Annotated in this window: 17 protein-coding genes and 1 pseudogene; 12 read left to right on the top strand and 6 right to left on the bottom strand. The window is 54.1% G+C overall.

Features of this window, described 5'->3' with window-relative positions; genetic code table 11:
• Positions 1 to 47: 47 nt before the first annotated feature.
• The 9 genes from EGY08_RS14325 (at position 48) to nagE (ending at position 11,605) form a co-directional block, all read left to right on the top strand.
• Entirely contained in the window at positions 48 to 911 is an 864-nt protein-coding gene (locus EGY08_RS14325; RefSeq protein ID WP_004127311.1) for an AraC family transcriptional regulator, read from the top strand.
• Positions 912 to 1,116: 205 nt separating this feature from the next.
• Positions 1,117 to 1,779: a fructose-6-phosphate aldolase gene (fsa, locus tag EGY08_RS14330; protein WP_004107558.1), complete on the top strand. Its 663-nt coding sequence runs from the start codon at positions 1,117 to 1,119 to the stop codon at positions 1,777 to 1,779.
• Positions 1,780 to 1,835: 56 nt separating this feature from the next.
• A complete protein-coding gene (gldA, locus tag EGY08_RS14335; protein WP_004127305.1) occupies positions 1,836 to 2,939 on the top strand; it encodes a bifunctional L-1,2-propanediol dehydrogenase/glycerol dehydrogenase in 1,104 nt (367 codons plus the stop codon).
• Between the two features lie 134 nt (positions 2,940 to 3,073).
• Positions 3,074 to 3,823 carry a DeoR/GlpR family DNA-binding transcription regulator gene (locus EGY08_RS14340; RefSeq protein WP_123829430.1) on the top strand — a complete coding sequence of 250 codons (750 nt, stop codon included), beginning with the start codon at positions 3,074 to 3,076 and terminating at the stop codon, positions 3,821 to 3,823.
• Between the two features lie 162 nt (positions 3,824 to 3,985).
• On the top strand, positions 3,986 to 6,409 hold the full coding sequence (locus EGY08_RS14345; RefSeq protein WP_049113497.1) for a glycyl radical protein: 2,424 nt from the start codon (positions 3,986 to 3,988) through the stop codon (positions 6,407 to 6,409).
• Between the two features lie 98 nt (positions 6,410 to 6,507).
• Positions 6,508 to 7,422, top strand: a complete 915-nt coding sequence (locus tag EGY08_RS14350; protein ID WP_004127298.1) for a glycyl-radical enzyme activating protein — start codon at positions 6,508 to 6,510, stop codon at positions 7,420 to 7,422.
• 9 nt (positions 7,423 to 7,431) lie between these two features.
• A complete protein-coding gene (gene nagB, locus EGY08_RS14355; RefSeq protein WP_004127295.1) occupies positions 7,432 to 8,169 on the top strand; it encodes a glucosamine-6-phosphate deaminase in 738 nt (245 codons plus the stop codon).
• Positions 8,170 to 8,178: 9 nt separating this feature from the next.
• The gene (gene nagA / locus EGY08_RS14360) at positions 8,179 to 9,321 is read left to right on the top strand and encodes an N-acetylglucosamine-6-phosphate deacetylase (protein ID WP_004127287.1); all 1,143 of its coding nucleotides are present in this window, start codon (positions 8,179 to 8,181) and stop codon (positions 9,319 to 9,321) included.
• Between the two features lie 268 nt (positions 9,322 to 9,589).
• Positions 9,590 to 11,605 (top strand): N-acetylglucosamine-specific PTS transporter subunit IIBC, encoded by a 2,016-nt coding sequence (gene nagE / locus EGY08_RS14365; RefSeq protein WP_004127285.1) that lies wholly within the window; start codon positions 9,590 to 9,592, stop codon positions 11,603 to 11,605.
• Positions 11,606 to 11,769: 164 nt separating this feature from the next.
• Here the strand turns inward: nagE and EGY08_RS14370 are convergent.
• The 3 genes and pseudogenes from EGY08_RS14370 to EGY08_RS14380 all read right to left on the bottom strand — a co-directional run.
• Positions 11,770 to 12,079 (bottom strand): annotated as a pseudogene (locus tag EGY08_RS14370) (EamA family transporter); the annotation flags it as partial.
• Positions 12,080 to 12,179: 100 nt separating this feature from the next.
• Positions 12,180 to 13,067 carry a methylenetetrahydrofolate reductase gene (gene metF / locus EGY08_RS14375; RefSeq protein WP_004127280.1) on the bottom strand — a complete coding sequence of 296 codons (888 nt, stop codon included), beginning with the start codon at positions 13,065 to 13,067 and terminating at the stop codon, positions 12,180 to 12,182.
• A gap of 166 nt (positions 13,068 to 13,233) precedes the next feature.
• Positions 13,234 to 14,139 carry a LysR family transcriptional regulator gene (locus EGY08_RS14380; RefSeq protein WP_049113492.1) on the bottom strand — a complete coding sequence of 302 codons (906 nt, stop codon included), beginning with the start codon at positions 14,137 to 14,139 and terminating at the stop codon, positions 13,234 to 13,236.
• A 91-nt stretch (positions 14,140 to 14,230) separates the two neighbouring features.
• Between EGY08_RS14380 and EGY08_RS14385 the strand changes: the two genes are divergently transcribed.
• On the top strand, positions 14,231 to 14,602 hold the full coding sequence (locus tag EGY08_RS14385; protein WP_123828602.1) for a carboxymuconolactone decarboxylase family protein: 372 nt from the start codon (positions 14,231 to 14,233) through the stop codon (positions 14,600 to 14,602).
• A gap of 39 nt (positions 14,603 to 14,641) precedes the next feature.
• Here the strand turns inward: EGY08_RS14385 and EGY08_RS14390 are convergent, their stop codons facing one another.
• Together EGY08_RS14390 and metB are read right to left on the bottom strand one after the other, a co-directional pair.
• Positions 14,642 to 17,074 carry a bifunctional aspartate kinase/homoserine dehydrogenase II gene (locus tag EGY08_RS14390; RefSeq protein WP_004127269.1) on the bottom strand — a complete coding sequence of 811 codons (2,433 nt, stop codon included), beginning with the start codon at positions 17,072 to 17,074 and terminating at the stop codon, positions 14,642 to 14,644.
• Positions 17,075 to 17,076: 2 nt separating this feature from the next.
• A complete protein-coding gene (metB, locus tag EGY08_RS14395; protein WP_004127265.1) occupies positions 17,077 to 18,237 on the bottom strand; it encodes a cystathionine gamma-synthase in 1,161 nt (386 codons plus the stop codon).
• 266 nt (positions 18,238 to 18,503) lie between these two features.
• Here metB and metJ point away from each other — a divergent pair, with 266 nt between their 5' ends.
• A complete protein-coding gene (gene metJ, locus EGY08_RS14400) occupies positions 18,504 to 18,821 on the top strand; it encodes a met regulon transcriptional regulator MetJ (RefSeq protein ID WP_004107547.1) in 318 nt (105 codons plus the stop codon).
• A gap of 95 nt (positions 18,822 to 18,916) precedes the next feature.
• Here metJ and rpmE read toward each other — a convergent pair whose 3' ends face one another.
• Positions 18,917 to 19,132: a 50S ribosomal protein L31 gene (rpmE, locus tag EGY08_RS14405; protein ID WP_004107543.1), complete on the bottom strand. Its 216-nt coding sequence runs from the start codon at positions 19,130 to 19,132 to the stop codon at positions 18,917 to 18,919.
• Between the two features lie 241 nt (positions 19,133 to 19,373).
• Between rpmE and priA the strand changes: the two genes are divergently transcribed.
• Entirely contained in the window at positions 19,374 to 21,569 is a 2,196-nt protein-coding gene (gene priA, locus EGY08_RS14410; protein ID WP_123828603.1) for a primosomal protein N', read from the top strand.
• Positions 21,570 to 21,605: the final 36 nt, after the last annotated feature.

The raw sequence follows: 21,605 nt of genomic DNA on the forward strand, positions 1-21,605 counted from the left end.
CAGTTTGTTAGGTATGATGAAAAGAGATCGCATTACGCGGAGAGAGAATGAATAGCGATATTAATCAGGCCATTGATTCTTTTATTAAAGGCCCAGCGGTAATCGGCAAAATCCGCTTTTCCACAGAGACCAGACCGGCTTCTGAGAATGCGCTATGCGTCGATTTTCCGCGCCTCGAAATCATGCTTGCAGGCCAGCTTCACGATCCAGCGATTAATGCCGAACGCACCCAGCTCATGCCGCACGATGTGCTGTATATTCCCGCTGGCGGATGGAATGACCCGCAATGGATGACGCCCTCCACTCTGCTCACTATTTTATTTGGTAAACAGCAGCTGGAATTCGTCCTGCGCCACTGGGACGGCAGCGCGCTTAACGTGCTGGATAAACAGCAGGTTCCACGCCGCGGTCCCCGGGTCGGCTCTTTTCTGCTGCAGGCATTGAATGAAATGCAGATGCAGCCGCGGGAGCAGTACACGGCCCGCTTTATCGTCACCAGCCTGCTCAGCCACTGTGCCGATCTGCTGGGCAGCCAGGTACAAACCTCATCGCGCAGCCAGGCGCTTTTTGAAGCGATTCGTAAGCATATTGACGCCCACTTTGCCGACCCATTAACCCGGGAGTCGGTGGCGCAGGCGTTTTATCTCTCGCCAAACTATCTATCCCATCTGTTCCAGAAATGCGGGCCAATGGGCTTTAACGAGTATCTGAATCACATCCGCCTGGAGCAGGCCCGAATGCTGTTAAAAGGTCACGATATGAAAGTAAAAGATATCGCCCACGCGTGCGGTTTCGCCGACAGCAACTACTTCTGCCGCCTGTTCCGCAAAAACACCGAACGCTCGCCGTCAGAGTATCGCCGTCAATATCATAGCCAGCTGACGGAAAAAACGGCCTCAGCAAAAAACTAGATTTTTGTGTGTTAAACCTGACTTTTGTGCGCACTTTTACTTCCACTTTAATCCGTATTACGGGATAAACGTGATCTAAATCATCCTTACTCATAATGCGTACATTTATCCAGTTTTTGGCAAATTTGTCATCTGGCGACCCTTCGAGTGAAAGCCGTATTCTTACCTCAACGACACTACCGAATTATGTACTGAGGAAAGAATCATGGAACTCTATCTGGACACCGCAAACGTAGCAGAAGTTGAACGCCTGGCGCGTATCTACCCGCTGGCCGGCGTGACCACCAACCCGAGCATTATCGCTGCCGGTAAAACGCCGGTTTGGGATGTTCTGCCGCGCCTGCAAAAAGCCGTCGGCCCGGAAGGTATTTTGTTCGCCCAGACCATGAGCCGCGACGCGCAGGGCATGGTGGAAGAAGCCAAACGCCTGAGCAACGCCGTCCCCGGTATCGTGGTAAAAATCCCGGTCACTGCCGAAGGCCTTGCCGCTATCAAATTGTTGAAAAAAGAAGGCATCCCTACACTTGGCACGGCGGTCTACAGCGCCTCTCAGGGCCTGCTGGCCGCGCTGGCCGGGGCAAAATATGTTGCCCCTTACGTAAACCGCGTCGATGCCCAGGGCGGTGACGGCATCCGCATGGTCCAGGAGCTGCAGTCCCTGCTGGAACTGCATGCGCCGGAAAGCAAAGTGCTGGCCGCCAGCTTCAAAACTCCACGCCAGGCGCTGGATTGCCTGTTAGCCGGTTGCGAAGCTATCACCCTTCCGTTAGATGTAGCGCAACAAATGCTCGGTACCCCTGCGGTAGAGTCAGCCATTGAGAAGTTTGAGCAGGACTGGAATAACGCCTTTGGAACTCTGAACCTGTAACCCGATCGGCGAGCCGCCCAGGGGGGTGGCATCACGGTCATCCAGGAGGAATAGAAATGGATCGCATTATTCAATCACCCGGTAAGTATATTCAGGGCGCAGACGCAATGACTCGCCTTGGCGGCTACCTCAAACCGCTGGCTGAACGCTGGCTCATCGTTGGCGATAAATTCGTACTCGGTTTTGCCGAAGAAAAACTGCGTAAAAGCCTGGCGGATGCTGGGCTGGTCGGTGAAATCGCTCCGTTTGGCGGTGAATGCTCACACAATGAAATCAATCGCTTACGTGGTATCGCCGATTCTGTCCAATGCACAGCCGTGCTCGGTATCGGCGGCGGCAAGACGCTGGATACCGCAAAAGCATTAGCACATTTTATGAATCTTCCGGTGGTTATTGCGCCGACGATTGCTTCCACCGATGCGCCGTGCAGTGCGCTCTCGGTCATTTATTCCGATGATGGCGAGTTTGATAGCTATCTGATGCTGCCGCGCAACCCGAACATGGTTATTGTTGACTCGCAAATCGTAGCTGGGGCCCCGGCACGCCTGCTGGCAGCCGGTATCGGCGACGCGCTGGCGACCTGGTTTGAAGCGCGTGCCTGCTCCCGCAGCGGCGCGACCACCATGGCTGGCGGTAAATGCACCCAGGCGGCGCTGGCGCTGGCTGAACTGTGCTACAACACGCTGATTGAAGAGGGTGAAAAAGCCATGCTGGCGGCAGAGCAGCACGTTGTGACGCCTGCGCTGGAACGGGTGATTGAAGCTAATACCTACCTGAGCGGCGTCGGGTTTGAAAGCGGCGGCCTGGCGGCTGCGCACGCTATTCACAACGGTCTGACCGCTATTCCGGACGCTCACCACTACTATCATGGTGAAAAAGTGGCTTTCGGTACGCTTACGCAGCTGGTACTGGAAAACGCGCCGGTGGAAGAGATCGAAACCGTAGCGGCGCTGTGCCATAGCGTCGGGCTGCCTATCACCCTGGCGCAGCTGGATATTAAAACCGATATCCCGGGCAAAATGCGTACCGTCGCGGAAGCCGCCTGCGCGGAAGGTGAGACCATCCACAATATGCCCGGCGGCGCGACGCCGGATCAGGTCTATGCGGCGCTTCTGGTCGCCGACCAATACGGTCAACGCTTCCTGCAAGAGTGGGAATAACCTCTGCACACACCTGCTTCGGCGGGTGTGTTCTTTCATGTTCTTTTCATCCCCCATTGTCAGCCTGAATGATGTGTTTTATAGTGCGATTTTCCTCCGGATGTATCGTAGACATGCAATCATCAGATCGAAGAATGAGCATTTATGCCATTCTGCAACAGAACAAAAAAGTCGTCGTCAATGAACTCGCCGAAAAGTTCGGCGTCACCAAAATGACCATCCGTCGCGACCTGTCTTTCTTTGAAAAACAAGGTATTGTAAAAACAACCTACGGCGGGGCCTATTTGACAAGCGGTGCCAGCGTCGAGCCCAGTTTCCAGCTCAAATCAATACAGATGGTCGATGACAAGCATCTGATTGGCCAGAAAGCCGCCGAACTGGTTGAGGATGGCGATACGATTATTATCGATTGCGGTACCACGCCACTGGCCCTGGCACAGTTTATTTTTGATAAAAAAATCATGGTGATAACGAATTCCGTTCCAGTAGTTAATCTATTGAAAGGGAGAAAAAATATTAAATTAATCGTGGCACCAGGTGAGTACGAGGACGATACCCAAGGGATGATCTCCTTCAGCACCGCTGATTTCTTTCGTAATATCCATGCCGATAAGGTCTTCCTCAGTACTCAGGGTATTAACGAACTGGGAGAACTGACGGTACCCAAAATGACCGATGCCCACGTCAAGCAAGCGCTGATGCGTGCTGGAAGGCAAAAAATACTACTGGCAGACAGAAGCAAGTTTGGCCAAACATTTCTTGCTGGCCACGCTCGTCTGGCTGACCTCGACCTCGTTATCAGCCAGACCGACCTCCCCAACGACACCCTCTCTCTGATTAAAACGCAAAACGTACAGCTATTGCTGGCAGATACTCACTCCTGATCGCACAGACGTCTGACAACAGGCGTCTGTGTTTTTTTGCACCCTTATAATGTTTCATTTGGATTCATTAAAGCCAAAAGAAACAAAATAGATCATTTTTTTATTGACAAAAGAACACCTCAGGCGTGGAATAGGGATACCCACTCCAGAATTGAGGTCTTTATGAACGGATTACTGAGCTTCAAACCCACCAACAACGATTGTGATTTCAATCGTATCGCCAAAAAACAAGATCAGATGTTCCACCGCGTGGCGACCATTTGCCCGGAACGCGCGGAGATCATCACCGAATCCTTCAAACGTTCTGAGGGTAAATCCATTGTGATTCGCCGGGCGTTAGCGATGGCCGATATTCTGGAAAAGATGACTATCTATATCGAACCGGACATGCTGATCGTCGGTAATCAGGCAAGCGCCAATTTTGCCGCCCCGGTGTTCCCGGAATACTCGTTTAACTGGGTCATTGACGAGCTGGACGAGTTCGATAAACGTTCAGGCGACAGCTTTCAGGTTGCTGAAGAAACCAAAGCACGCTTGCGTGTGCTGCAGGATTATTGGCAGGGGAAAACACACCAGGATGAAGTGTTGACTAACCTACCGCAAATAAACCGCCTGGCAGAAAAACAGGGGGTACTACACCGCGGCGGTATCAGTATGTCTGGCGATGGCCATATCATTCCGAACCATGACTTTGTACTGGAAGTCGGCTACGGTGGGATGCGTGATATCGCAAAACAACATCTGGCGGAAGACCAGGACCTGACTGAAGAACAGACGGATTTCTACCAGGCGGTCATCATCACCATGGATGCGGCGCTGCATTACTGCAAACGCTTCTCTCTGTTGGCAAAAGAAGAGGCGGAAAAAACCGCCGATGCTAAACGCCGTAACGAACTACTGACGATGAGCGAAATGTTCGCTCACCTGATGGAAGGCAAAGCACAAAGCTTCTACGAAGCGGTAGAAACCGTCTACCTGACTCACCTGCTAATGATGATCGAAAGTAACGGTCATTCCTTCTCTTTCGGCCGTTTTGACCAGTACATCTGGCCGTTCTACGAGGCGGATATCAACTCCGGAAAAATCAGCAAAGAAAAAGCGCTGGAGATCCTGACCCACTTCTTCATCATGACCAACAGTCTGAATAAAGTGCGCCCGTGGGGCCACACGCAGTACAGCGGCGGCTACCCGCTTTACTCCAACCTGATGGTTGGCGGTATGAAGCCGGACGGCACCGACGGTACCAACGACCTCTCTTATTTATCGCTGGAAGCCATGGCATTGACCGGCCTGCCAGAGCCAAACCTGAGCGTACGTTTCTCTAAAGATACCCCGCACTCGCTGATGCAGGATTCAGCAAAACTGATCCGTAAAGGATTCGGCATGCCGTCCATCTTCTGCGACGAAGTGGTTATCCCGGCGATGATGACTCTCGGCCTGACGGAAGAAGTCGCGCGTGAATATGCCTCAATGGGTTGTGTCGAAACCGCGATTCCGGGGCGCTGGGGCCATCGAGCCACCGGGATGACCTACGTAAACTTCGGCAAAATTCTTGAACTGGTGATGAACAACGGCTGCGACCCGGCAACTGGCGTACAGCTGGTCAAAGTCAACGGTAAGGAAGGTCGTGAGATTAATTATGAATCTTATGATGAAGTCTGGGCCGCGTGGAATCAGCTGCTGGAATTCTACTCCGATCTGGCTGTTGATTGTGACCTGGTCTGCGACCGTGCGCTGAAATATCACGATGCCGACGCCTTTGCTTCTGCCACCATCAACTGCTCGCTGGAGCGCGGCAAAACCCTGAAAAATGGCGGCGCTGAATATGACTTCGTTAGCTCATCCAATATCGGTCCATCAGTGGTTGGCGACAGTCTGGCAGCGGTGAAAAAGCTGGTCTTTGATGACAAGGTGTTGACACTGAAGCAGCTTCGCGATGCGATGGACTGCAACTTTGAAGGCATCGAAGGCGCCCGCGTGCGTAAACTGTGCCGTAACGCGCCGAAGTTCGGTAACGATATCGACTACGTTGATCACATCGTCGCCGACGTATTCGAGTCCTACCTGAAGCTGCTGCCGAAATACAAAACCGACCGTTACGGTAAGGGACCGAAGGGCTGTGGGTACACCATGTCCACCTCCAATATCACTTCATATGTACCAAACGGTTTTGACGTTGGCGCAACTCCGGATGGCCGCCTGGCCACTCTACCGCTGAACGAAGGCGCATCACCATGCCTTGGCGCGGACAAAGAAGGCCCGACTGCGGTGATCAACTCCGTCGCGAAACTGCCTAACCAGAAAATCGCCGGTGGCCAGCTGCTGAACATGAAATTTACACCGAGCGCGCTGGAAGGCGACGATAATCTGGAGAAATTCACTCATTTCATGGAAGCCAGTCGCGAGAAAAATATCTTCCATAACCAGTTCAACATCATCGATTCGAATCTTTTACGCGCGGCTAAAGAGCGCCCGGAAGATTATCCGAATCTGATGGTCCGCGTTGCGGGTTACTGCGCTCTGTTCTCGACGCTGATGCCGGAAGCGCAGGACGCGATTATTGCCCGCACAGAACTGGCCTGGTAGATATCCCGACATACTTCGAGTTGCAGTTACGTTGTTAAGGACGCTTATAGCGTCCTTATCCTGCCACCCGAATTATTTAGGGTATATATGGAGGTAATATGAGAACTGGCCTGATTTCACGCATTCAGCGTTACTCGACCAAAGACGGTCCAGGAATACGTAGTACCGTATTTATGCAGCAATGTAATTTACGCTGCCAGTGGTGTGCGAATCCGGAGACTATCAGACCAGGTTTCAACGTTTTCTGGTTTAAGGAACGCTGCCGCCAGTGTGGCACCTGCGCTAAGGCCGCAGTCAATAACACCATTACCATGGCGACACCGGGTAACGGCGTGAATATCGATCGAAAAAACTGTACCAACCTGCTGGATATGGTCGATATGTGCCCCTATGACGGTTACGAAAAAGTGGGTAAGGAGATGTCCTCCCACGAGTTGGCCAATCTGCTGCTGCGCGATAAATCATTTTACGACTCCAGCCACGGTGGCGTTACTTTTTCCGGCGGCGAGCCTGCACTGCAGGCTGAGTTCGTCAGGGAGACGGCTCTACTGTTAAAAGAGGCGGATGTGCACGTTTGCCTTGATACTGCCGGGCATATTCGCTGGGAGAAACTGCGCCCGCTGATCGAAGCGGTCGATCTGGTCTCTTACGATTTTAAGGCCTTTGATGCCGAGACGCATCTCGCCTGTACCGGCGTAGATAATCGGTTGATCCTTGAAAATGCCAAAGCGATCGCGGCGATGGGTACCCCCATGCTTGCGCGCATGGTCATTGTCCCCACACGTAATGACGATCCGGAAGATATCCGTCAACGCCTGGATTTTATCCGCAAGCTGGGCGCTGCGGTTCAGCAGGTCGATATTCTGGAATATCACATCTACGGTGTTGGAAAGTATCAAAAACTTGGCATGCCCTATCTTCTGAATAATATTCCTGGCTGCCAGCGAGAAATGACAGAGCAAATAAAACATTACGCCGAAGAAATTGGTCTGAAAGCAACCATAGGCGGCTAAAGGATAAACATGTTAAATTTTATCATTACTGAAACCTACAAAGAAATGAGTGAGCTGGCGGCTAGTCGGGTAGCGATTGCGCTAGCGAAAAAACCGAATTTGGTGATGGCATTACCTACCGGAGGAACTCCTGTGGGCCTTCTTGCAGAAATGAGTCGAATGGCTAAAAGCGCAGAGGCTAATTTCGCACACGCCAGATCATTTAACATTGATGAATATATCCCGCTAAAGAAGGACGATCCGCAAAGCTATTACTGGTTTTTAGAGCACTATTTTTATCAGCACGCTAATATCCCTTGTGAAAATACCTTTGCACCCAACGTTCTGGCTGAAGATTTAAACGCAGAATGCGCACGCTATGAGCGTGAAATTCAGGCGCAAGGTGATTTTGATATCACTATCCTTGGCATTGGTCACGATGGGCATATTGGTTTTAACGAACCTCATCCCACTCATAGCCCTGTCTGCCATATTATTGATCTTAATGAAGAAACCATAGAGGCCAACGCTCGATTCTTCTCACGTAAAGAAGATGTGCCGCTACGGGCGATAACGCTCGGTATGGGAACTATTCTAAGAAGTAAAGAAATTGTCCTGATTGCTAACGGTAAATCAAAAGCGGCGGTCATTAAACAGCTTCATGAGTGCACTCGTGTCGACCCATTATTCCCCGCCTCGTTCTTACTGATGCATCCAGACGTAACCATTATTTGCGACCGCGAGGCAGCATCGCTCATCAACGCATAAGGTGGATATATGAAAATCCAGAGTGAACGTGTTTGGCTAGCGGGTGGTTTCTATCCGGCGCAGCTGACCCTGGAAAATGGTGTTATCAGCGATATCACGCTGGGGCTCAGCCCAAATGTTGACCAGGACTATGGCTCACGGCGCATAATACCAGGGTTGATTGACACTCATGCCCACGGCGCCTGGGACTATGATACTAACGAAGACGATCCTGAGGGGCTTCGACGCTGGACGTATCGTCTGCCGGAAGAAGGCGTCACCGCGTTTTGTCCCACGACCGTGACCGATGAAGATACCACTCTGTTTGCTGCGCTGGAAAATATCTCGCGCGTTATGGATGAAGGTTACCAGGGTGCGGAAATTCTCGGCATCCATCTGGAAGGGCCATTTCTTAGCCAGCTTTACCGCGGCGCACAGCCGGAAAAACAGATTCGGCCGGCCAGCGTCAGCGCGTTTCAAGCCTTTGAACGTGCAGCTCATGGGCGAATCATCGCCATCAGCCTTGCGCCAGAAGAAGATGCCGAATTGGCGTTAACACGCTATTGCACTCAGCAAGGTATCGTGGTCAATCTGGGTCATTCGGATGCCTCCTTCGAACAGGCTTTGGAAGCGGTCGCTAATGGCGCAAAAAATGTCACCCATGTTTTCAACGGGATGGCGAAATATGTCAACCGTGAACCGGGCCTTTTGGGCGCCGCGCTCCGACTCGACGGTCTTTACGGCGAATTGATCGCCGACGGCATTTTTGTGAGCCTGGTTTCTGCCGCTAATCTCTATCGCATTAAGAATGATGATGACGTCATTATGATTAGCGATTCAATGAAATCAAAAGGTTGCCCTCCTGGCCGCTATATGTTTGGTGGTGAACCAATGATTTTAGGTCCGGATGGTGCAACCCGACGTGAAAATGGTGTACTGGTGGGCAGTACTCTACAGCTGAATCGCGGGCTCTATAATATGGTTGAGGGTGCGACAGTACCCTTTGCCTCAGCATTAAAATCCTGCACCATCAACCCCGCCAGATTGTTAGGGTTAGAGAACCGGAAAGGTAAATTACAGCGCGGATTCGATGCTGACATCGTTATATTAGAAGATGACTATCAGGTTAATACAACATACTGCAAAGGAGTCATCGCCTATTCAGTAAATTAACCTTTTTAATTACCGAGCATAAAACAAATAAGCGGACATTGAAAAATGGCTGCTATTTTCTTACGCCTTTAAATTATTAAAAATATTACCTTGTAAAGTATTTAATAAAATGCGACAGAGATAACATTAACCTTTCTCTTATTCCCTTAAAAATAAAACCACAAAAACAAAGCGGTTATAACACCGCAATACCCATCGCAGGGTCAGCCAGTATAAATGCCCTCACGGTCACGCTGGCTTCAGGATTTTATTTTCTAAGAGAACGATAATGAATATATTGGGTTATCTCCAGAAGGTGGGGCGTGCGCTAATGGTGCCAGTCGCCACATTGCCCGCAGCAGCAATTTTAATGGGTATCGGATATTGGATTGATCCCAATGGTTGGGGAAGTTCTAATGCTCTTGCAGCGTTATGTATTCAGTCCGGTGCCGCCATTATCGATAATATGGGCGTACTTTTTGCCGTAGGAGTCGCATACGGCATGTCAAAAGATAAAGACGGCGCGGCCGCGCTGGCAGGATTTGTGGGTTTCCTGGTATTAACCACACTTTGCTCGCCAGCCGCCGTTGCAATGATCCAAAAAATACCGGCAGATCAGGTACCTGCCGCCTTTAGCAAAATTAAAAACCAGTTTATCGGTATCATGGTGGGAATTATCGCCGCCGAGCTTTACAATCGTTTCAGCAGCGTCGAGTTACCAAAAGCGCTCTCCTTTTTCAGCGGCCGCCGTCTGGTACCGATCATCACCTCTTTCGCCATGATTATCGTTGCCTTCATACTGATGTTTATCTGGCCAGTGGTGTTCAGCGGCCTGGTGAGCTTTGGCGAACATATCCAGAAGCTAGGTTCACTGGGAGCTGGAGTCTACGCCTTCTTCAACCGCCTTTTGATACCCGTTGGTCTGCATCACGCTCTCAACTCGGTGTTCTGGTTTGATGTAGCCGGTATTAACGATATCCCCAATTTCCTCGGCGGCGCACAGTCGCTTGCTTCAGGCAAAGCGGTACTCGGCATTACCGGCCGCTACCAGGCTGGTTTCTTCCCGATCATGATGTTTGGCCTGCCGGGAGCTGCACTGGCGATTTATCAATGCGCACGCCCGGAAAACAGAGCCAAAGTCATGGGTATTATGATGGCCGGCGCCTTTGCCGCCTTCTTTACCGGGATCACCGAGCCACTGGAATTCTCCTTTATGTTTGTAGCGCCCGTGCTGTACGTCATTCACGCGGCCCTGACTGGCCTCTCGGTCTTCATTGCTGCCAGCATGCACTGGATTGCCGGTTTTGGCTTCAGCGCCGGTTTGGTTGACATGGTGCTGGCCTCGCGTAACCCGCTGGCGACGCAGTGGTACTTGCTGATCCCAATGGGGGTGGTGTTCTTCGCTATCTACTATCTGGTCTTCCGTTTCACCATCACTAAATTTAATCTGATGACCCCAGGTCGTGAACTCGCCGTTGCCGGAAGCGCTGCTGATGGTGAAGATATAAATGTTAGCGACAATAAAGAGCAAAGTGTAACCGCGCTGGCCCGCCAGTACATTGCGACGATTGGCGGCTCCGATAATCTGACCTCTATTGATGCCTGCATTACCCGCCTGCGCCTGGGAGTTAAAGACGCTACACTGGTCAACGAAGCGCTGGCAAGACGCCTGGGTGCCAGTGGCGTGATCCGCCTGAACAATACAAATGTGCAGATTATCGTCGGATTTATTGCAGAGAAAATTGCCAATGAGATGAAAACCGCTGGTCATGTTGATGCTGCTGAAGCTCTACCAGTTGCCACCACGCCTGTTGTTAACAAACCCCGCACTACGGCTGGCGCCATTGTTATCGCCGAACTACTCTCTCCGGTAAGCGGTGAGGTGGTGGAACTGCAACAAGTGCCGGACGAAGCTTTTGCCAGCAAAGCTGTCGGTGACGGCATCGCCATCAAGCCCACCAGCAATATCGTCCTCTCTCCCGCCGCGGGGACAATCGTCAAAATCTTCAATACCAATCACGCGTTTTGCCTCGAAACGGAAAAAGGGGCTGAGATCGTAGTCCACATGGGGCTGGATACCGTCGCGCTTGACGGCCAGGGATTTAAGCGGTTGATTGAAGAAGGTAGCGAAGTGGCTGCGGGGCAGCCAGTGCTTGAGATGGACCTTGATTTTCTCAACGCAAACGTGCGATCGATGATAAGTCCAGTGGTGTGTAGCAACGTTGAGGACTTTGGCTGCCTGGAAATTAAGGCTAAAGGCCAGGTTATCGCCGGACAAACCCTGCTTTATGAGATTAAGGGATAAGAGAAAGCATTGAAGGAAAACGGCCGTCGCGCTGGCGGCCGAAGAGGGCTGGCAACGTATGCCACTGGACGAGAATCTCAATGGGGTGCAGACCGCCTCATGCGCTCTGCACCCGCGCCACACGTTTTTTCATGCTGATAGCAGTCAGCGCCTCACAATGACCAAAATACCAATGCCCAGAAAACCCAGGCTGATACTGCGGAACCAGCCACGCCACCGCACTCATCACCAACGCGCCGTACACCATTTCCCAGGTCGTCAGAGCGAGTAAATCAACGCCTGGATAGCGAGCATACCTTCGCTTCACAACGATGGCGCTGGCTCCCCAGTTGATGCCGGAAAGAATCGCCAGCAGAGCGCTTTCATCAAGGAGAAGTCGAGCTGCCATGGCTGCAGCACCAGCAATAAACCGAATGCCGTCAGTCCAATAGCGGCATACTGTATTCGCCGCATGCGTTCGCCTAAAATACTCGCTTTGCCGACGTGGTGATAAACCAAAAGAAGCGGCGCCGAATGAATTTTTTCGTCGCCGCGTAAAAAAGGGAAGGATAAGAAGAGGAAAACGGAATGGGAGTTAAGCCGGTCGCACGCCCAGAGTGTGGCAAATTGCGTAACTCATTTCCGCGCGGTTAAGCGTGTAAAAGTGGAAATCTTTCACCCCTTCACGGCTTAAAATCTTCACCATATCCATCGCAATGTTCGCACCCACCAGCTGACGAGTTTCGGCGTCATTATCCAGGCCCTCAAACATTTTCGCCATCCACGTCGGGATACGCACGTTGGTCATATCGGCAAACTTTTTCGCCTGCTTAAAGTTAGAGACCGGCAGAATACCCGGAATGATTTCGACATCGATACCGGCCGAGACGCAACGATCGCGAAAACGCAGGTAACTTTCAACGTCGAAGAAGAACTGGGTAATCGCGCGATTTGCCCCGGCATCAACTTTACGCTTCAGGTTAAGCAGGTCAGCCTGCGCGCTTTTAGCTTCAGGATGGACTTCCGGATAAGCCGCGACGGAAATATCAAAGTCTCCGACCTCTTTCAGCAGCGTGACCAGGTCTGCCGCATACATATCCGGCTTACCGCTGCCCGGCGGCAGGTCGCCACGCAGCGCAACGATATGGCGAATCCCGCTATTCCAGTAATCCTGGGCAATGGCGCGCAGCTCATCACGGCTGGCGTCAATACAGGTCAGATGCGGCGCGGCTTCAAGACCGGTACGCTCTTTTATACCTTTGATGATGCTATGGGTGCGGTCACGTTCACCGGAGTTAGCACCGTAAGTCACGGAGACAAACTTCGGCTTCAGGCTACTCAGGCGATCGATGGATTTCCAGAGGGTTTGCTCCATTTCACTGGTGCGCGGCGGAAAGAATTCAAAAGAAACATTAATCTGGCCCTGCACTTCCGCCAGGCTCTGATTCAGGGCTTCCCGCTGATTGGCGTGAAAAAAGCTCATACCTTACCTCATCAATCGCATTTTATTGTTTGTTGTGTTGCGAACTTCTATACGTTTAGACGTCCAGATGTAAAAATGACGGAAAAGAGCACCGGCGTCAATAGAAAAATCAGCGTAAACAGTGAGGAATATTCAGACAAGATGAAATTAATTCATGGCGCATTCGCTAAGGTAATGATTTTTCAAGGACTGCTATCACCCTTTCCCGTACCCCCTCATTTGCGGACATCGTGACCACACCAAGCCTAAGAGGAAGCTGCTGGCTGGCGTCCCGAAGAGGACAAAAGACCACTCCTTGCCGCTGAATCGCGGAAAAAGAGGCTGGCAGAAGGATCATGCCTTCTCCGCGCGCAATGCGCGCCAGCAGAACATCATGCTCGGCGGGCTCCTCAACGTAAGCGGGCGAATAGCCTGCCCGATCAAAAATACGCCGCGTATAGTCAAAAAAATCAGGATTACGCTCGCGTGGAAACCAGAACAACGGCCGGTGATTGAGCGCGCTTAACGTCAGGTCCGCCCTAACGGCCTCCGGCCAGGATGCGGGTAACGCTACGATGAGCGGCTCCTGGTAAGACAAAGGATGCAGGTGAAGCCCCTCGGTATTCAGCGGCAGCGCCACCAGCGCCGCATCCAGCTTGCCCTTTCGCACCAGCCGGGCCAACGCCGGTGATGACTGACGAGTGATATGTAAAGCGCCGGTCTGTTCCCCCAGAGCGGATTCCGCGGCGGCGAAAACGCCCTGTTCAAAGGCCGTCGTCAGCCCGATCCGCAGAAGCTGCTGCGCAGGCGCCGAGAGCTGGCTCAGCGCCGACAGGGTGCGCTCCTGAAGACACAACAGCGGCCGAACGATGTCCAGCACCCGTTTTCCCTCATCGGTCAGAATCAAGCCTTTGGTGTGGCGCAAAAATAGCGCCACCCCCAGTTGAGATTCCAGATGACGAATATGACGGCTCAGCGGCGGCTGCGAAATAAAGAGCCGCTGAGCCGCTCGGCTGATGTTACTTTCCTCCGCAACCACTGCGAAATAGCGCAGCAGGCGGACATCCAGATTCTGTAAGCGTGAATTTGTCATACTGAAAAGGTATCACGAAAAGGGTATTACTCAAGTCCGGTAAACCTCCCTAACCTTCCTCGTAACGCATAATCACACTGAGGAATAGGCTATGAGCAGCGAACGTTATACCACCGGACAAGAAATGCTACAGCGCGTGGACGGCAAAGGCGGCGATGCCGTCGTCAACAGCCTGAAGGATATCGCCCCCGATTTTGCCCGCTATCTGATTGAGTTCCCCTTCGGCGATATTTACGCCAGACCAGGGCTCGATTTGCGCAGCCGTGAAGTTGCCACCATCGCCGCGCTCACGTCCCTCGGCAATGCCGCACCGCAGCTAAAAGTGCATATCGCCGCCGGGTTAAATGTCGGCCTGACACAGGAAGAGATTACCGAAGTTATCATGCAGATGGCGGTCTATGCCGGATTCCCGGCGGCCCTGAATGGCCTGTTTGCCGCCAAAGAAGTTTTCGCTGCGCACTAAGGCGAAAAGACCAGGCGTTGCCTGGTCTTTTATTTATGACTACAGCAGCTGCGCCAGGCGGTTGATATCCGACTGAATCGCCCCGGCGGTCACATCACGACCGGCGCCCGGACCACGGATGACCAGCGGGTTATCGCGATACCAGCGGCTCTCAATGGCGAAGACGTTGTCGCACGGCAGTAGCGCCGCCAGCGGATGCTCTTCGCGCACCGCTTCAACGCCGACGCGGGCTTTACCATTGGCATCAAAACGCGCCACGTAGCGCAATACCAGACCCATTTCACGCGCCGCCTCCAGGCGCTGCAGCATCTGTTCGTTCAGCTCTTCACCGTTCTCGAAGAAGTGATCAACAGAACCCTCTTCGCAATGAGCGGGCACCAGCGACTCTACGCGCACCTGATCCGGCTCGATATCGTAACCCGCCTCACGGGCTAGGATCACCAGCTTACGCATCACGTCTTTCCCGGAGAGATCGACACGCGGGTCCGGCTCCGTCAGCCCCTGCTGCCATGCCTGATCGACGAGGTCAGTAAACGGCACGGTACCGTCAAACTGCAGGAACAGCCAGGAGAGGGTGCCGGAGAAAATACCGCTTAGCGCGAGAATGGTATCGCCGCTATCAATCAAGTCACGTACCGTGTGGTTGACCGGTAAACCGGCTCCGACGGTAGCGTTGTACAGCCAATGTCGCCCGGTTTTCTCGAACGCATCGTGGATCTGGCGATATTTGCTGCTGCTGCTGGCACCAGCCAGCTTATTCGCGCTAATAACGTGGAAGCCATGGCTGGCGAAATCAAGATACTGATCGGCCAACTGCTCGCTGGCGGTCACATCAAGCACAACTAAATCATCATACGGATGCGCACGCATCCACAGGAACAACGACTCTTCATCCTGTTCAATCGCTTCATCATTAAAGAAAGCCAGCGCACGACTGGCGTCGAGGCCTTCATAATTGAGCAGGCTGCGGCGGCTATCCACGACGCCGGCAAGAATAAATTCAAAACCGGTACGGGCGGAAAGTGTCGTTTGCTCACGGGCGAACAACTCCAGCCAGCGTGAACCGATATTGCCTTTACCAAACAGTACCAGCCCAATACGCTTTTCCGCGCGGAACAACGACTGATGCAGGCCCTGAATAAGGCTTTCCGTCGGCCCGGCGCGCAGTACCGCGACCAGGCTGATGCCCTCTTCTGATTGCCAGGTAAACTCTACCGGCTGGCCTTTCAGCTGCTGCCAGAAACGGTGGCAGTGCAGCGGATTACGGGTCACGCCGGCGCCGACCATCGCCACCAGCGCCAGCTTCTGACGCAGACGCAGCTCGCCCGGCAGCCCCGCTTCGTCCAGCAGCTTCAGCGCGCTGTCGGCCACTTCAGAGGTGTAGCAGAACTGCAGCAGCTTACGGTCGGCGTGTACGCCAACCGCCAGCGGCCGCAGCTGGGCGCGTTTTAAAATGGCGTCCAGCTCTTTATGCGCCAGTTTGAAATCCTGACCACCAGGCACCTGAAACTCAATCAGGCAGACATCATCGTGGCTGGTGACGATACGCGCCCCGGTGCCGGAAGCCAGCACGCGTTCGATGCGCGTAGAGCCCTGATCCGGGGTGTAGCTACAGCGTAATTGTAAATCGATATCGCTGCCGGAGACCGGCTGCAGCGTACGGGCATGTAGCACCGGCGCCGCCAGGCGGGCCAGCTCGCTGGCTTCATCAAGGCGCAGCAGCGGTAGCAGGCATGCATCTTTCACTTTCCGCGGATCCGCGCTGTAGACCCCGGCCACGTCGCTCCAGATAGTGACGCGAGACGCCCCGGCCAGCGCGCCGATTTGGGTGGCGGAATAATCGGAACCATTACGCCCCAGCAGAACGGTTTCTCCGGCGTTGTTACGCGAGATAAAGCCGGTCACCACCAGACGTTTGTTCGGGTGCTGAGCCATCAGCTGCTGCAAAAGCGGATAGGAGAGGCCTTCATCCACCTGCGGCTGCGGGGAGCGCTCGGCGCGTAAGAAGCTACGCGCATCCAGCCAGGCGGCCTCTACGCCCAGATGGTTCAGCACCGCCGCCATAAGGCGGGCCGACCAGACTTCGCCATGACCAACGACTTCGGCATATACCGCGTCAGTAACGCCGCCATCCAGCAGCCCGGCAAGACGCTCAAGATCCTGAATAAACGTGGCGATCAGCGTGTCGGCAGCGTCTGGCGACAGCAATCCGGAAATGAGATCCATCTGATAACGACGGAGCGATTGTTGCACCTGATGCGCAGAGAGGCGATCGGTCTGGCTGAGCTTCAGCCAGCTGATCAACTGGTTGGTGGTACTGCCGGCGGCAGAGACGACCATCATATCGCCCGCCTGCGAATACTCCGTCATGATACCCGCGACGCGCAGGTAACATTTCGCATCCGCTAAACTACTCCCACCAAATTTGTGCAGCTGACGACCCTTCGCCCCTGCCTGCGCAATCACACTCATGTTTATTCCTCGTTTGCTGCCCGGAAGCCATTTTCCAGGTCGGCAATTAAATCTTCACCATCTTCAATACCGGTCGAAATCCGCAGAAGCGTTTCTGAGATCCCGGCGGCCGCACGCGCTTCAGGCGCCATGCCCGCATGGGTCATCGTCGCTGCGTGGGAAATCAGACTTTCCACGCCGCCCAGCGATTCCGCCAGCGTAAACAGCGATAGCCCGCTCAGGAAACGACGCAGCGTCTGCTCATCGCCATCCAGTTCGAAGCTTAACATCGCCCCAAAACCTTTTTGCTGACGCGCCGCAATCTCATGCCCCTGGTTTTCCGGCAGGGACGGATGGTACAGTTTTTTCACCAGCGGCTGGGTTTTCAGATAGTCGACAATCGCCAGCGCGTTGCGCTGCGCCACTTCCATACGCGGAGAAAGCGTACGTAAGCCGCGCAGCAGCAGATAGCTATCAAACGCTCCGCCGGTGACGCCGATATTATTCGCCCACCATGCCAGTTCGGTGACGGTCGCCGGATCTTTGGCGATAACCACCCCGGCCACCACGTCAGAGTGGCCGTTCAGATATTTGGTGCATGAATGCAACACCAGATCGGCGCCCAGCGCCAGCGGATTCTGCAAAGCCGGGCTCAGGAAGGTGTTATCCACCACGCTGACCGCTCCGGCCTCACGCGCCAGACCGCAGATTTTCGCAATATCCACAACTCTCAGCAATGGATTACTTGGGCTTTCGACCAGAACCAGCTTCGGTTTTTCCGCCAGCGCGGCGCTCAGCGCCTGCTCGTCGTTCTGATCGACAAACAGCACGCGATAGCAGCCGCGCTTCGCCAGGCTATCAAACAGGCGGTAGCTGCCACCGTAGCAGTCGTGCGGTGCCACCAGCAGATCGCCCGGTTTCAGGAATACGGTGGTGACCAGCAAAATAGCCGACATGCCGGTATTGGTCAGAACCGCCCCCGCGCCGCCCTCCAGCTCCGCCAGCGCACGCTGCACCACATCACGGGTCGGGTTACCGCGACGAGAGTAGTCGTGGGCGCGAGGTTCGTTAAATCCGGTGAAGTTATAGGTGCTGGAGAGATGAATGGGCGGGACAACGCAACCGTACTGCTCGTCGTCATTTAAACCGCTACGCACTGCGATGGTGGCCTGTTTACGCGTCATGTTGGGGAGTTCCTGGGCTGAGTCGGTGAAAAGTCAGGCACCAGAGTAATCATTGTTATAATAGACGTCAATACATCTGGACATCTAAACTTCTTTGCGTATAGATTGAGCAAACTGGAAATAGCCGTTAAAATTATATGCATTAGCGCACATCCGTAGCGGCTTGTTTGGTGTCAGATGCGCCCCTCTACGGTAAACTACGCGCAATTATGGCCAGAACTCGCGTTCAGGCCCTTAACTAATGAATAGAGGATTAAAGGTAACTCATGGCTGAATGGAGCGGCGAATATATCAGCCCATACGCTGAGCACGGTAAGAAGAGTGAGCAAGTAAAAAAAATTACGGTTTCCATTCCTCTGAAGGTGTTAAAAATCCTCACCGATGAACGCACGCGTCGTCAGGTGAATAACCTGCGTCACGCGACCAACAGCGAACTGCTGTGCGAAGCGTTCCTGCATGCCTTTACCGGTCAACCGTTGCCTAACGATGAAGACCTGCGTAAAGAGCGCAGCGATGAAATCCCGGAAGCGGCGAAAGAGATTATGCGCGAGCTGGGAATCGACCCGGATACGTGGGAATACTAAAACCATAAAAAAAAAGCAGAAGGAATCTTCTGCTTTTTTTGCGCGGTTGCGCGCGAGAGACAAAAAAGCCGCCCTGAGGCGGCTTCTTCAGCAAATTACTTGCTGGTACCCGGTACGCTGAAGCGCTTGTTGAAGCGGTCAACACGGCCACCGGTAGCAACATCACGCTGTTTGCCGGTGTAGAACGGGTGGCATTTACCGCACACGTCGAGGTTCAGGTCGTGACCTACGGTAGAACGGATTTTCATGACGTTACCGCAAGAGCAGGAAGCAGTAACTTCTTCGTATTTCGGATGAATATCTTTTTTCATGGGAGAACCTCAGTTAAGGCCGCGTCGCTCTTCCAGCCCTAACGCCAGACACCACGCGATGTTAATAATTTCCCGGTGCGATTGCGCAAAGCGAAATTGCCGGGTAATAGATTTTGATACCGCATAAAGCGCATCAAAGGCGGCGAATCATACAGAATTTGACCAGCATATGCAAACTGATCCGCGAGCCCTTATCACAATGTGTATACTAACCCGCCAGATTTCAAGTCAGGAAGATTAAATGCCCGTCGCTCACGTTGCCCTGCCCGTTCCGCTGCCCCGCACTTTTGACTATTTGCTGCCTGACGGCATGCCGGTCAAAGCGGGCTGTCGCGTGCGCGTCCCGTTCGGCAAACAGGAGCGGATAGGTATCGTAACGGCGGTCTGTGAGCGCAGCGAACTGCCGCTCAACGAACTCAAGCCGGTGGCTGAAGTCCTCGACGCCGATCCGGTCTTCTCCGCTTCGGTCTGGCGGCTGCTGCTGTGGGCGGCGGACTACTACCATCATCCCATCGGCGATGTGCTGTTTCACGCGCTACCGATCGTGCTGCGCCAGGGTAAGCCCGCCAGCGCGACGCCAATGTGGTACTGGTTTGCCACCGAACAGGGGCAAACGGTTGATATCAACAGCCTTAAGCGCTCACCGAAACAACAGCAGGCGCTGGCGGCGCTGCGTCAGGGGAAGATCTGGCGCCATCAGGTTGCCGAACTGGAATTTAACGACGCCGCCCTGCAGGCACTGAGGGGTAAAGGCCTGGCGGAGCTGGCCAGCGAAGCGCCGGCTATCACCGACTGGCGCGCAGGCTTCTCGGTACCCGGCGAACGCCTGCGTCTTAATACCGAACAGGCCACCGCCGTGGGCGCGATCCACAGCGCCTCGGACAGCTTTTCCGCCTGGCTGCTGGCCGGGATCACCGGCTCGGGCAAAACGGAAGTGTATCTGAGCGTCCTTGAAAACGTGCTGGCGCAGGGTCGCCAGGCGCTGGTGATGGTGCCAGAAATCGGCCTGACGCCGCAGACTATCGCCCGTTTCCGCCACCGTTTTAACGCCCCGGTGGAAGTGCTGCACTCCGGGCTGAACGACAGCGAACGCCTCTCCGCGTGGCTAAAAGCTAAAAACGGCGAAGCAGCGATTGTGATCGGTACTCGCTCGTCGCTATTCACTCCTTTTAAAGACCTCGGGGTGATCGTCATCGATGAAGAGCACGACAGCTCTTACAAACAGCAGGAGGGCTGGCGCTATCACGCCCGCGATCTGGCGGTCTGGCGCGCCCACAGCGAGCAAATCCCGATTATTCTCGGCTCGGCGACTCCGGCGCTGGAGACGCTTTATAACGTTCGCCAGGGCAAGTATCGCCAGCTGAAGCTCACCAAACGAGCGGGCAATGCGCGCCCGGCTCAGCAGCACGTTCTGGATTTAAAGGGCCAGCAGCTGCAGGCCGGACTGTCTCCGGCGCTGATAGGCCGCATGCGCCAGCATCTGCAGGCCGATAACCAGGTGATTCTGTTTTTGAACCGCCGTGGCTTCGCGCCGGCGCTGCTGTGTCACGACTGCGGCTGGATAGCGGAGTGTCCGCGCTGCGACAGCTACTACACGCTGCACCAGGCCCAGCATCATCTGCGCTGCCACCACTGCGACAGCCAGCGCCCGATTCCGCGCCAGTGCCCCTCCTGCGGTTCGACGCATCTGGTACCGGTCGGTCTGGGAACTGAACAACTTGAACAGGCCCTGGGGCCGCTGTTTCCCGATATCCCGATTTCCCGTATCGACCGGGATACCACCAGCCGCAAAGGCGCGCTTGAGCAATATCTTGCCGACGTCAACCGCGGCGGCGCGCGCATTCTTATCGGCACCCAAATGCTGGCGAAGGGGCACCACTTCCCGGATGTCACCCTGGTTTCCCTGCTGGACGTTGACGGCGCGCTGTTTTCCGCCGATTTCCGCTCGGCGGAGCGCTTCGCTCAGCTCTACACGCAGGTTTCAGGCCGCGCAGGCCGGGCGGGCAAACAGGGCGAGGTGATCCTGCAGACCCACCACCCGGAGCACACGCTGCTGCAAACGCTGCTTTATAAAGGATACGACGCGTTTGCCGAGCAGGCGCTGGCGGAACGGCAAAGCATGCAGCTGCCGCCGTGGACCAGCCACGTGCTGATTCGCGCCGAAGATCATAACAATCAGCAGGCGCCGCTTTTTTTACAGCAGCTGCGCAATCTGCTGCAGGCCAGCCCGCTGGCCGATAAGAAACTGTGGGTGCTCGGGCCGGTTCCGGCGCTGGCGCCAAAGCGCGGCGGCCGCTGGCGCTGGCAAATTCTCCTTCAGCATCCGTCGCGCGTTCAGCTGCAGCATATCGTCAGCGGAACGCTGGCGTTGATTAACACGCTACCCGAAGCGCGAAAAGTGAAATGGGTACTGGACGTCGATCCTATTGAAGGTTAAGGCTTCTCTTGCGAGGCGGATCGAAAAATTCAACCG

The organism is Klebsiella sp. FDAARGOS_511 (assembly GCF_003812845.1).
In the GTDB taxonomy this organism is placed as follows: domain Bacteria; phylum Pseudomonadota; class Gammaproteobacteria; order Enterobacterales; family Enterobacteriaceae; genus Klebsiella; species Klebsiella grimontii.

Bases quoted from the DNA above. Each gene is read 5' to 3' on its own strand.
- priA (WP_123828603.1), top strand. From the start codon at position 19,374: ATGCCCGTCGCTCACGTTGCCCTGCCCGTTCCGCTGCCCCGCACTTTT.
- nagE (WP_004127285.1), top strand. From the start codon at position 9,590: ATGAATATATTGGGTTATCTCCAGAAGGTGGGGCGTGCGCTAATGGTG.
- metB (WP_004127265.1), bottom strand. From the start codon at position 18,237: ATGACGCGTAAACAGGCCACCATCGCAGTGCGTAGCGGTTTAAATGAC.
- EGY08_RS14345 (WP_049113497.1), top strand. From the start codon at position 3,986: ATGAACGGATTACTGAGCTTCAAACCCACCAACAACGATTGTGATTTC.
- metJ (WP_004107547.1), top strand. From the start codon at position 18,504: ATGGCTGAATGGAGCGGCGAATATATCAGCCCATACGCTGAGCACGGT.
- EGY08_RS14390 (WP_004127269.1), bottom strand. From the start codon at position 17,074: ATGAGTGTGATTGCGCAGGCAGGGGCGAAGGGTCGTCAGCTGCACAAA.
- metF (WP_004127280.1), bottom strand. From the start codon at position 13,067: ATGAGCTTTTTTCACGCCAATCAGCGGGAAGCCCTGAATCAGAGCCTG.
- nagB (WP_004127295.1), top strand. From the start codon at position 7,432: ATGTTAAATTTTATCATTACTGAAACCTACAAAGAAATGAGTGAGCTG.
- EGY08_RS14340 (WP_123829430.1), top strand. From the start codon at position 3,074: ATGAGCATTTATGCCATTCTGCAACAGAACAAAAAAGTCGTCGTCAAT.
- nagA (WP_004127287.1), top strand. From the start codon at position 8,179: ATGAAAATCCAGAGTGAACGTGTTTGGCTAGCGGGTGGTTTCTATCCG.
- EGY08_RS14380 (WP_049113492.1), bottom strand. From the start codon at position 14,139: ATGACAAATTCACGCTTACAGAATCTGGATGTCCGCCTGCTGCGCTAT.
- EGY08_RS14350 (WP_004127298.1), top strand. From the start codon at position 6,508: ATGAGAACTGGCCTGATTTCACGCATTCAGCGTTACTCGACCAAAGAC.
- fsa (WP_004107558.1), top strand. From the start codon at position 1,117: ATGGAACTCTATCTGGACACCGCAAACGTAGCAGAAGTTGAACGCCTG.
- gldA (WP_004127305.1), top strand. From the start codon at position 1,836: ATGGATCGCATTATTCAATCACCCGGTAAGTATATTCAGGGCGCAGAC.
- EGY08_RS14325 (WP_004127311.1), top strand. From the start codon at position 48: ATGAATAGCGATATTAATCAGGCCATTGATTCTTTTATTAAAGGCCCA.
- rpmE (WP_004107543.1), bottom strand. From the start codon at position 19,132: ATGAAAAAAGATATTCATCCGAAATACGAAGAAGTTACTGCTTCCTGC.
- EGY08_RS14385 (WP_123828602.1), top strand. From the start codon at position 14,231: ATGAGCAGCGAACGTTATACCACCGGACAAGAAATGCTACAGCGCGTG.